At 66.4% G+C, this 11,533-nt stretch carries 9 protein-coding genes and 1 pseudogene; 7 read left to right on the forward strand and 3 right to left on the reverse strand.

The features are described 5' to 3' along the window. The 6 genes and pseudogenes from ACH107_RS04005 to ACH107_RS04030 form a co-directional block, all read left to right on the forward strand. Positions 1 to 395 (forward strand): annotated as a pseudogene (locus tag ACH107_RS04005) (hypothetical protein); the annotation flags it as partial. Further along, on the forward strand, positions 388 to 1,680 hold the full coding sequence (locus ACH107_RS04010) for a hypothetical protein (protein ID WP_412504728.1): 1,293 nt from the start codon (positions 388 to 390) through the stop codon (positions 1,678 to 1,680). The pseudogene ACH107_RS04005 and the gene ACH107_RS04010, both read left to right, overlap by 8 nt. 99 nt (positions 1,681 to 1,779) lie before the next feature. After that, complete coding sequence (locus ACH107_RS04015; RefSeq protein ID WP_412504729.1) at positions 1,780 to 2,604, forward strand: sulfite exporter TauE/SafE family protein; 825 nt, start codon at positions 1,780 to 1,782, stop codon at positions 2,602 to 2,604. Beyond that, positions 2,598 to 3,386: a hypothetical protein gene (locus tag ACH107_RS04020; protein ID WP_412504730.1), complete on the forward strand. Its 789-nt coding sequence runs from the start codon at positions 2,598 to 2,600 to the stop codon at positions 3,384 to 3,386. Before ACH107_RS04015 ends, ACH107_RS04020 begins: the two co-directional genes overlap by 7 nt. A 95-nt stretch (positions 3,387 to 3,481) precedes the next feature. Further along, a complete protein-coding gene (locus ACH107_RS04025) occupies positions 3,482 to 4,549 on the forward strand; it encodes a phosphatase PAP2 family protein (RefSeq protein WP_412504731.1) in 1,068 nt (355 codons plus the stop codon). Positions 4,550 to 4,818: 269 nt separating this feature from the next. Further along, on the forward strand, positions 4,819 to 7,800 hold the full coding sequence (locus ACH107_RS04030) for a calcium-binding protein (protein ID WP_412504732.1): 2,982 nt from the start codon (positions 4,819 to 4,821) through the stop codon (positions 7,798 to 7,800). 282 nt (positions 7,801 to 8,082) lie between these two features. On the opposite strand, the gene ACH107_RS04035 is transcribed toward ACH107_RS04030, so the two are convergent. The 3 genes from ACH107_RS04035 to ccmI are packed head-to-tail and all read right to left on the reverse strand — an operon-like array spanning position 8,083 to position 10,033. Continuing rightward, positions 8,083 to 8,319, reverse strand: coding sequence for a DUF1289 domain-containing protein (locus tag ACH107_RS04035; protein ID WP_412504733.1), 237 nt, complete (start codon positions 8,317 to 8,319; stop codon positions 8,083 to 8,085). Further along, positions 8,316 to 8,792 carry a Holliday junction resolvase RuvX gene (ruvX, locus tag ACH107_RS04040; RefSeq protein WP_412504734.1) on the reverse strand — a complete coding sequence of 159 codons (477 nt, stop codon included), beginning with the start codon at positions 8,790 to 8,792 and terminating at the stop codon, positions 8,316 to 8,318. The genes ACH107_RS04035 and ruvX overlap by 4 nt, the downstream gene beginning before the upstream one ends. Continuing rightward, positions 8,789 to 10,033, reverse strand: a complete 1,245-nt coding sequence (gene ccmI, locus ACH107_RS04045; RefSeq protein ID WP_412504735.1) for a c-type cytochrome biogenesis protein CcmI — start codon at positions 10,031 to 10,033, stop codon at positions 8,789 to 8,791. Before ccmI ends, ruvX begins: the two co-directional genes overlap by 4 nt. A gap of 204 nt (positions 10,034 to 10,237) precedes the next feature. On the opposite strand from ccmI, the gene ACH107_RS04050 reads away from it, so the two are divergent. Beyond that, positions 10,238 to 11,482 carry a sarcosine oxidase subunit beta family protein gene (locus tag ACH107_RS04050; RefSeq protein ID WP_412504736.1) on the forward strand — a complete coding sequence of 415 codons (1,245 nt, stop codon included), beginning with the start codon at positions 10,238 to 10,240 and terminating at the stop codon, positions 11,480 to 11,482. The last annotated feature ends 51 nt before the right edge of the window (positions 11,483 to 11,533 follow it).

Here is an 11,533-nt window from a genome sequence, read left to right on the forward strand (position 1 = left end):
TTGATTCAGTTCGCCTTCGGCGATCACAAACAAGATTACGAATTCTGGCTGCGTGTTCCTTATTTTGCCAAGAAGTACAGATCGCGCGACGTCACCGCGCCGACAGGCTCGCCGGATGCGGCGCGCTGGCGCTGGTCGGGATCGGCGGCGGCGCGATCGAGCTGGAGCCGATCAAGCTGGTGGAAAAGGAAATGTCGCTGGTCGGCTGCCATGCCTTCGGCAGCGAACTGGCCGAGGTCGGCCGGCTGTTGCCCGGTCTGGGCGATCGTCTGGACTGGCTGATCGATGCGGAAATCCCGCTGGACGAGGTGCCGGCGGCCTATGAGGCGCATCTGGGCGGGCAGGTCGCCGGGCTGAAGACGATCATCCAGTGCCGGGAGGCGAGTGATGCCTGAGGCGCGATCCCGCACGGCCGAGATCCGCGCGCTTGCCCGGCACGACCTGCCGCGCGCCGAGGCGGCGCTGACCGCGCTTCTGGCCGAGCTATTCGGCATACCGGTGCAGGGGCTGGCGATCCGGCGGGATGCGCACGCGCTGAATTCGCTGTTCGGTGACTTCGAGTCGGACGGCGCGCCGTTCTTCTTCAAGTTCCACCAGGAAGAGGGCGAGGAGGAGATGGCGGGCGAATACTATCGCGCGGATATCCTTGCCCGGGCCGGATTGCCGGTGGATCAGCCCGTTCACATCTCGCGCGTGCCGGGAGAGCAGATCCTTGTCTATCACAGGCGCGACGACGCGCGCTTCGCCGATGTCCTGCGGGATCTCGAACGATCGCCGGACGAGGCCGGCATCTCGCGCGCCGTCACGGCGGAGGCCGAGCTGAATGACCGGCTGCTTGGCGTCGCCCGTGACACGCTGCACCCGATCACGCCTGCGCAATCCCGCGCGCAACCGATCCACCGGCTGTTCCATGCCCGGCTCGTCGACCCGGCAAGCGGCAGCTATCCCGGGGGACGGCTGGCGCAATTCTATGAGGGCAAAACCTTTGCCCTGCCGGGATGCGAGGTCAGCTGGGCCGAGCTTGCGACTGCGCGGCCGGTGCTGAACGGGGTCGCGCATGCCCGCAGCCTTGGGGAGATGTTCGATTTCGCCCATGCGCGCCTTGCCCCCGAGCGGCTGGCCGATGCCGGCGGGATCACGGCGCATGGCGATGCGCACAACGCCAATGTCTGGTACGAAAGACACGACGCGGGGGACAGGTTGGCGCTGTTCGATCCGGCCTTCGCGGGCCAAGACGTGCCCGCGCTGCTGGCCGAGGTGAAATCCACCTTTCACAACGTTTTCGCGCATCCCCAGTGGCTCTATCACCCGGTCGAGGCGGCGGCGCGTTTCCGCGCCTCGGCCCGGCTGGAAGACGGCCGGCTGTATCTTGATACGGACTGGACGCCGGGCGCGCCGCGCCTGCGCCTGCTCGAGGCGAAGGCGGACCGGTTCTGGCGGCCGTGGCTGGTGCATCTGAAGGGGCGGGGATATCTGCCGCCCGACTGGGAGGACGTTATCCGCGCCGCGCTGTTCCTGTCGCCCACGCTGGTCATGAACCTGCGTGCGGGCGGGGGCGGCGGGCACGATCCGGTCTCGTCGGCCATCGGGCTGTTCGTCGCGCTGCGCGTCGGTAGCGCGCCGGTGGATGACAGCGGCGACATCGTGACCGATTTCTTCCGTCGGGTCCGCCCCGACTGAACAGGGGCCGTCGCCGACCGGGCGGGTAATTTCGCGCGGTCGCTTTTCCTTGGCTGCGCCCGGGTGTAAGGCTGCGCGGGAGGCGAGACGGAGGTGCGCATGCCCGATACCATGCTGTTGTTGCAGATGCTGGTGCTTCTGCTGGTGATCGGCGGAGTTGCCGGGGTTCTGGCCGGTCTTCTGGGCGTGGGGGGCGGCATCGTGCTGGTGCCGGCGTTCTTTTACGCGTTCCAGACCCTTGGCTATGACGGCCCCCAGCTCATGCAGATCTGTCTGGCGACATCCCTTGCGACGATCATCGTGACCTCGGTCCGGTCGGTGCTGAGCCACAACCGGAAGGGCGCCGTCGACTGGTCGATCCTGCGGGCATGGGCGCCGGGCATCGCCATCGGCGCCGTGCTTGGCGTGCTGGTGGCGGCAAGCCTGCGTTCGACCACGCTGCAGGGGGTGTTCGGCGGTCTCGGCCTCGTGATCGGGGCGTATCTGGGGCTGGGCCGGGCCGAATGGCGATTGGGCGCGTCGATGCCCGGCGGGATCAAGCGCGCCGTGATGTCGCCCGTTCTCGGCTTTCTGTCGGTCTTGATGGGCATAGGCGGCGGCAGTTTCGGCGTCCCGTTGATGAGCCTTTACGGCGTGGCCATCCACCGGGCCGTGGCAACGGCCGCCGGTTTCGGCGTCACGATCGCCGTGCCGTCGGTGGCGGGGTTCCTGTTTCTGGAGATCGCGCCTGAAAACCGACCGCCGCTGACCTTCGGCGCGGTCAACCTCGTTGCCTTTCTCGTGGTGATCGCCATGACGCTGATCACGGCGCCGTGGGGGGTGAAGCTGGCCCATGCGATGGATCCCAAGCCGCTGAAACGGGTTTTCGCGATTTTCCTGACGCTGGTGGCGTTGAACATGCTGAGGAGGTCACTGGGATGGTAGCGGCCTTGCTTGAAAAGGGCTGGGCGCTGTTCCCGGCCGAGCCGGCGGTGCAAGCATGGGCGGTTGACGCGCGCCGCGCCGCGCTGCCGCGGGTGAATGACCCCGAGGAACGCGCCAAGTGGCTGCAATGCGAGGGAACATGGTTCGTGGGGGTGGACACGCTGGCCAATGACGCGGCGGGCGCCGTGCCGGGCGGCGCGGCCCTGACGGGGGCGGCGATGGACGCGGCGACGCGGCTTTACGGGCAGTTGCCGCTGCATCGCGGCCAAGTGTCGGTGACCTGGCCGGGCTATCCGCGACCCCGCAAGGGGGAATCCGAGGCGGCGTTCCGCTATCGCCTGAAACGCGACGCGGCGCATGTGGACGGGCTGTTGGCCGTGGGAGAGGCGCGCCGGCGGATGCTGCGCGAGCGGCACGCCTACATTCTCGGCCTGCCGCTGACGGAATGCGACGCGGGGGCCAGCCCGCTGGTGGTATGGGAAGGAAGCCACCACGTGATGCGCGAGGCTTTCGCGCAGGCGCTCGGCGGCAGGGACGACGCCGAGTGGCGCGAGATCGACCTGACGGACGCCTACCATGCCGCGCGGCGGACGGTGTTCGAGACCTGCCCGCGCATCGAGGTCAGCGCGCGCCCCGGCGAGGCCTATCTCGTGCATCGTCACGCCCTGCACGGCGTGGCGCCGTGGGCCAGCGGCGCCCGGGCCCCGGAGGCGGGGCGCATGATTGCCTATTTCCGGCCGGAATTCCGCGCGGGCACGCGCGAGTGGTTGGAACTGCCGTGATCGCCGTGATCGTTTTTCCCTTCTCTTGACGCAATCCGGCCGCAAAATGGCGCGCGGCATGGGCGAAAAACAGGGCACCTGTCACGGGGAGCTTCATGGAGCGCGTCGCCAACAGCCTTTACCTGATCATCGCCGCGGCCGTTTTCGGCTGGACATGGGCCAGCCCCGGCGTGACGGCCGCCCATTTCGCCCGGCCGCTGCTTGATTATACCCACATGGCTGTTGGGATGTGGGCTGTAGGGGGCCTGATCCTGGTCTGCTGCGCCTTGCTGCGCCAGGCGCTGACGGGCGGGAGCGGGCCACGCCTTGCCTTTCTGCGGCACTGGGTTGCGGACCATTGGCGGGAAAGCCGGTTCGCCCACGTGCTGGGCCCGGCTCTGGCCTTCGTGGTCACCATGGCCAGTTTCACGGTTCACAAGACGGTGGCGTTACCGGCCCAAGGCTTCGGTGCGGGGTGGGATGCGGCGTTCATCGCGCTGGATCGCTGGCTTTTCCTCGGGGCTGAGCCGTGGCGTGTGTCGCATGGGGTCCTCTCGTCCGCGGAGGCGACGTGGCTGATCGACCGCATCTATCACGCGTGGTTCTACCCGATGATCCTGGCCTATGTCTTTTGCGGGCTGATGATCAGGGGGGCCTTGGCGCGGGCCTGCTACATCGCGACCTATCTTGCGAGCTGGGGCCTGATCGGGTGCGTTCTGGCTGTCGTCTTCGCATCCGCCGGACCGGTCTACGAGGGGCTGCTTTTCGAGGCGGCCGGGGAGTACGACGCGCTGTCGGCGCGCCTTGCCGCGCAATCGCAGGCAATGGGCGGGCTGGATTCCCGGCTCTATCAACAGGTCCTGCTGGAAGGCCACGAGGCGGGACGGGTGGCATTCGGGTTCGGCATTTCGGCGATGCCGTCGATGCATGTCGCGCTCGCGGCGATGTGGGCGATGCTGTTCTTCAGCCTCAACCGCTGGCTCGGCCTGCTGGGCACGGCATATACCGTCGTGATCTGGGTCGGCTCTTTTCACCTCGGGTGGCATTACGCCGCCGACGGTCTGGTGTCGGGCGGTCTTGTCGTGGTGGTTTGGGCGGCGGCCTCGGCCCTTCTCCGCCGGTTCGCGCCGGCGCCCGGGCCGTGGTATGCCCGACCGTCGCGTGCCATGCAGCCGGCCGAATGAAGCCGGGCCCTGCCTGCCACGGCGATTTGCATGGCGTGGCGCCTGCCCTCGGCCGCGCCTTGTCGGGCGGCTGAAAATGCAGGTTACAGCCTGAAACGCCCAGATTGCGCGCCAAGCCTCGGGAGGGGTGGCGACCAACGCCTGCCGGCACATATTCCTAGCGTTTTTAACCGGGGTTAATTCTGGCGTGGACTCACATCTGTAATCGTGAATGTGACGACATCGGTTCATCGAGCGTCAATTGCGCACAGTCATGAAGGACAATTGTTATGGCTACTCCAATCGACCCCACCAATGTGCAGGATTTCGACCTGCCATTGAACGACACCCCCCAGTTCACATCGACGCATGTCTTCAGCACCAATGACATCACGGGCACGTTCGGCGGCCTGACCCAGGCCGATCTGGCCGGCACCGCGCTGCCAGTGATCGATTTCTCGGCCGATCCGGTGATTGCGCAGGACGGCACCGAACTCTTCCCGATCAACAGCGAGTTCGGGTTCAACGTGAGCGATTTCTTCGGGGCGGAGCAAAAGGATTTCAACGCCGACCCCGAATACGAGGAAGGCTTCGTCGGCGATATCTTCGGCGAGGAGGGCGAGCAGATCGGTGTTGCGGTCCAGACCGCCGAGACCGATCTGTTCAAGGCGCCGTCGGGCTTCGGCACCTGGCTGGCTGGCTTGGGCGGCAACACCGTCAAGGCGTCCACCGAGCATTACACCGTGATGCAGAACGTTCTGACCGACCAGCGCTATCCCGAGGACCCGGACGCGGTGCTGAACCTGGACGACGATCTGCGGATGCACGACCTGCGCCCCGATGGCACGGGTGGGCTGTCCGAGGGCCTGCTGCATGACGCCTACCTGCTGGAGCTGACGCAGTCGCTGCAGGCGGCGATCGACAACGCGGGCAACCCCGACCAGATCGGCGTGACCGACACCGATTTCGACCGCGACGGCACCAATGATCCCTACGACATCCTGACGGTGGCCGCGCCGGACAATCCCAACGAGATGGTGGGCGCGCTGGATCTTGACCAGGACGGCACCGCCGACGTGATCGACAGCCGTCTGAACGGCTTCGGCTCGGATGCTGATATTGTTGACATCCTGGAGCCCAACGAGAGCACCGTTCTCTTCGACATCGCCTATGGCGACGACTACTCGATCACGTTGAAGGATGACGGCAAGCTGCTCTACCGCTTCGGCAACGCGGTCAAGCGGCCGACCGACGTGCGCATGGAGGCCGAACTGGAGCTTCCCGAAGAGTGGAACGCGCCCGACGACGAAAAGCCGGACCTGATCCCGCTCTACCAGATCACGTCGGCCGAGCTGGTGACGCATCACACCATCTCCAACAGCCCGAACGACCAGATCCGTCCCGAGGATTACGAGAACGAGGCCGCGATCGGCCGGCTGCCCGACTACGAGGTGCAGACCAGCCCCGATGGCGACTACTGGATCTCGACGCAGGACTTCTACGCGGGTGACGGTACCTTCTACCCCGCCGGCACCGTTCTGAAGGATCCGACCCTTCCCGGCCAGTTGCCCGGCACTGTTCTGGATGAGATCGGCGCCACCGGCGAGGATCTGGAAGAGGGCTTCACCAACGCCTATTACACCACGATGGACCGTGAGCCCTTCGAGCCGGTTCTGACCCCGGACGGGACCGATTATGACGACGCCGGGTCCGGTCCGCGCTGGCGCCTGAAGGGGCCGAAATACGGTCAGGACCTTCCCGGCGTGGAAATTCCGGTGGATCCCACCATCGAACCGCCGGCCACGCGCGACGAGGTGAAATACGAGCGCGGTGCCGAGACGCAGACCGTGCTCAACCTGCTGGACTGGGAAGGCTTCTCGCCGCTCTCGCTGTCAGCCGGTTGGCAGAACGCGGCCGGCACCGTTACCGAGAACGGCCTGAACAGGACCATGAACTTCGACGTTGCCTATTACGTCAAGGGTGAAGGCAAGCCGTCCTCGCTCTATTCGACCGAGTTGGTGATGGATTACGAGGAACTGCCGATCGCCGACGAGGGTGAAGCGATCACCGGCGGCTTCCAGGACGATATCCTGGTGGGCGAGGGCAACAACACGATGACCGGTGGCGTGGGCGAGGACGTGTTCGTCGTCTCGTATGGCAAGAACGGGGCGTCGGATGTTCTCAATTCCGACATCACCGACTTCGAACTTGGGTCTGATATCCTGGCGCTCATCGGGCTTGGCGTGACGGAAGACAACTTCGACACGCTGATCAGCCAGACGGTTGTCGGCAGCGACCTCGTCATCGATCTTGATGGCAGTACCGTCGCAACCCTCGAAGGGGTCACTACGGAACTCGAATTCGGCGAGGAAGAGTCGGATTTCCTGCTGCTGAGCCAGAGCGCGCTGATCATCGGGACCAACGATGCCGACACGCTGGTCGGTGACGCGCTCGACAACGAGATCCGCGGGCTCGACGGTGACGACACGCTGAGCGGCGGTGACGGCGACGACACGATCGAAGGCGGCGCCGGCGCCGACAGCATGGATGGTGGTGCCGGTACCGACACCCTGAGCTATACCAGCGACGATACGGGCGTGACGGTAAGGCTGTACAACGGCATAGCCTATGGCGGTGACGCGACTGGTGACACCTTTTCGGGCTTCGAGAACCTCGTGGGCGGTAGCGCGGACGACTACCTCGTCGCTGACACGACCGACAACGTCATCCGTGGCAATGATGGCGACGACTACATCAATGTCGGACGCGGCGATGACACCGCCGAAGGCGGCGCCGGAGACGACTACGTTATCGGTGGTGAAGGTGCCGACATGCTCAGTGGCGGCGATGGCATCGACACGCTCAGTTATGTCAATGACGATACCGGCGTCACCGTCAAGCTCTACAACGGTGTCGCAACCCGCGGCGATGCAGCCGGCGACAGCTTCTCGGGCTTCGAGAACCTCGAGGGAGGCAGCGCGAACGATTTCCTCACCGGCGACACGACCGACAACTTTATTTTCGGCAACGGCGGCGACGACTACATCAATGTCGGCGGTGGCGACGACACTGCCGAAGGCGGCGCCGGGAATGATACGATCCACGCCGGCGACGGCACGGATGTCATTCTCTTCAGCGGAAACCGCGCCGATTATACCATCACCGGGGATACGAGCAGCGCGACGGTCGAGGCGCTGAGCGGTGATGACGGGATCGACACCCTGTTCGGTGCCGAGTCGCTGCAGTTCGCGGATGACCTGATTTTCCTCTGAGACTGCCCGAGCCCGTGCCGGGCGCGCCCAGATTTCGGGAGCGCCCGGCACGAACAGGGCAGCTATTCGCGACATGGCAGTCCGTCCCTGTCTTCAAGACGCGATGATCGAAACGGACGTCATTTCCCGCGGCGTCACGATCCTCGCGTCGCCGCAGGAAGTGAACTGCGGCCCGGCGCAATCCCCTGCGCCGGGCCGTTTCATGTCGTATGACCGTTCCGGCGGCGCCTTGGCTGTGCCGCGGGTTCATTTGTCCCGGCGGCATGCCCGCGAATGGCCAGGCTATTGTCGGCCGGCGCGAGCGGCCCGTCCGCCGCGGCGCTTGCGCAGCAGGCCGGCGCGATCGGGCAGAGCATCCATGATTTCGCGGCGCTCATCGGGCATCATCCGCGACCAGCGGGCGATCTCGTCCATGGTCCGAAAGCAGCCCGTGCAAATCCGTGCCTCGGGATGAACGACGCAGACACGCACACAGGGGCTTTCGATCTCGTCGCGTTTCCAGGGGTCGTTGTCCGTCACGTGTTCGCCCTCATATGCCTCAGCCGGTCCAGAAGTCCCTGCAGGATATAGGACGCGGCGACACTGTCGATAACCTCGGCACGACGTCTGCGTGTCGCATCCGCTTCAAGAAGGGCCCTTTCCGCGGCGACCGTCGACAGCCTTTCGTCCCAGAAGGTGATCGGCAGCCCCGTGAGCTTCTCGAGGTTCCGGGCGAAAGCGCGGGTGGACTGGCAGCGCGGCCCCTCGCTGCCGTCCATGTTGCGTGGCAGGCCGAGAACCAGCCCCGACACCTCGCGTTCGACGGCGATCTCGAGAAGCCGCGCGGCATCAACGCCGAACTTGCGGCGCTTTATCGTCTCCAATGGGCTGGCGACCGACAACAACGCATCGGAAACCGCCACCCCGATCGTCTTGGTGCCGAGGTCGAGCCCCATGACCGCCCGCATCGGGGCCAGTTCGGCCGCGAACGCCTCCACGGTTTCATGGATCATTCGACCAACCCCGCGTCCCGCGCGGCACGTCGGAGTGTCGTCAGCGCATCCGGGTCGTCGCCGTGGGCGTCCTGCGCCGCCTGCCACGCCTCTTTCGCGCTGTCCGTATCGCCCAGCACGCCATATGCCACGATCAGCCGCGACCACTCCGCGGCGGTGCCGCCGTCACGCGCGAGCCTGTCGGACAGCCGTTGAACCATGCCCCGGATCATCGCTTGCCGATCCTCGTCCGTCATGTCCTGCGCGGCCTCGATATCGGCGGCACCGGGCCCCGGGTCGGCGGGTGCCGTTTGCCCGGGCGCGGGCGGTTGATAATCCGTCACGCCGGCACGCCATGCGACATCCTCGATCCGGCTGCGGATCGGTGCGACCCACGGCGCGTCGGGCGGGCTCTCCTCCAGCAGGCGCGACCATGTTCTGAAAGCACCGTCGGGCCTGTCGACCTGCAGAAGGTAGAGACCCAGGTAGTACCGTGCGCGCGGGTTCGACGCATCGCGCTGCAGCGCCGTGCGCAACGCCTGTTCCGCCTCGCGGCTCACGTAGCCGCCCGCGGCACTGATCATGATGTCGGCCAGCGTCGCGTAATCGTCGGCCGTCGCCGCCGCGCCCTTTGCGGCGATGACCCTCTCTTGCGCCTCGCGTGCCGCGCCCATGTTGCCGAGACGGGCCTCGTTCTGCATCAGCAAGGTCAGCCCACGGATGTCGTCCGGGCGTTGGGCGACCGTTTCGCGCAGCCGGTCCATCAGTTGCAGGAACTGGTCGTTCACCTGCGGATCGGCCGGCAGGGGCGGCGCCTGCGCCTCGGCCTCGGCCTGCGTGAGGCGGTTCGCGCGCATCGTGTCCGAGGCGGCGATGCGTGCCGCGAGCGGCAGGTCCGACGCGCCCGGTGCGCCGAGCCGGTCGTAAAGCAGCAACGATCCGCCCGCCACGATCGCCGCAAGGAGGCTCGCCAGCAGGGTACCCGACCCGCGTGTCGGCTGCCCGCCGGTTTCGCCGCCGTCGCGCAGTTGCGCGTCGGCGGCCAGTACCCGGCGCGACACCTCGGCGCGCAGGCGCTCGGCGTCCTCCTCGCCGATCACGCCGCGGGCGAGGTCGCGGTCGACCTCCTTCAGCTGGTCGCGATACACCTGCAGGTCATAGGCCGCCGGCGGCGCGGCGCCCGTGCGCCCCCGGATGAGCGTGATGCCCAGTATCGCGCCCGCCAGAAGCGCCGTTGCCGCAATGATGATCCAGAAAGTCATGACGTCTCCCGCTTTGCATCCCGTTTAGCGGCGGCGGGAGCGATTCAAAAGAGGGCAGTTTCGCACAGGCCCGCGGGCCGACCGGGCCCGCATGTCGCGAATCGATCCTTTTGCGCCGCGCGGGGTGTCTACGCGGCGCCGGTTTTGTCGCATTACGCGGGTCAGGCAGCCCGTCTGCGACCCCTCAACCGTCCGGGAGCGTCCATGAAACGTTATTCCGCCTTTGCCATCGCCCGCGAAGCCCTGAGCAACCACTTCGGGTGGGAGCGCGCCTGGGCCTCGCCCGACCCCAGGAAAAAGTACGACGCGATCATCATCGGCGCCGGCGGTCACGGGCTGGCCACCGCTTACTATCTCGGCAAGAACCACGGGATCACCAATGTCGCCATCCTTGAAAAGGGCTGGCTCGGCGGCGGCAATACCGGGCGCAACACCACCATCATCCGCTCGAACTACCTGCAGGACCCTTCGGCGGCGATATACGAGAAATCCCGCAGCCTCTACGAGACGCTGAGCCAGGACCTGAATTACAACGTCATGTATTCGCCGCGCGGCGTGATCATGCTCGCCCAGACCGAGCACGAGGTGCGCGGCTACAAGCGCACCGCGCAGGCGAATGCCCTGCAGGGCGTCGACACCGAGTTCATCTCGCCCGCCCGCGTCAAGGAGATCGTGCCGATCATCGACCTCGAAGGCCCGCGCTACCCCGTTCTGGGCGGGCTGTGGCAGGCGCGGGCGGGCACCGCGCGCCATGATGCGGTGGCATGGGGATATGCGCGGGCCTGCAGCGCCATGGGCATGGACGTGATCCAGAAATGCGAGGTTACCGGCATCCGCCAGCAGGGCGGCAAGGTGACCGGCGTGACCACCAACCGCGGCGATATCGGCTGCGACAAGCTGGGGATCGTGGTGGCCGGGCATTCGGGGCAACTGGCCGACATGGCCGGGTTCCGCCTGCCCATCGACTCGGTCGCGCTTCAGGCACTGGTCTCGGAGCCCGTCAAGCCCTGCATGGACTGCGTGGTGATGGCTAATACAGTGCACGGCTACCTCAGCCAGTCCGACAAGGGCGAGATGGTCATCGGCGGCGGCGCGGACGGGTACAACAATTTCACCCAGCGCGGCAGCTTCCACCATGCCGAGGAAACGGTGCGCGCGCTGTGCGAGACCTTCCCGATCATCTCCCGGCTCAAGATGCTGCGGCAATGGGGCGGCATCGTGGACATGACCGGGGACCGGTCGCCCATCCTCTCGCGAACCCCCCTGCAGGGCTGTTTCATCAACTGCGGCTGGGGCACCGGCGGCTTCAAGGCGATCCCGGGATCCGGCTGGGGGTTCGCCGAGCTGATGGCAAAGGGCCAGTCGCCGCTTTGCGACGCCTTCTCGCTCGACAGGTTCCGCGAAGGCCGGTTCATCGACGAGAGCGTGGCGGCCGGGGTGGCGCATTGATGGTGTTTCTTCTCGGTCGAAATACCCCGGGGGAGCCGCCCGACGGGCGGC

The organism is Roseovarius halophilus (ex Wu et al. 2025) (assembly GCF_047086965.1).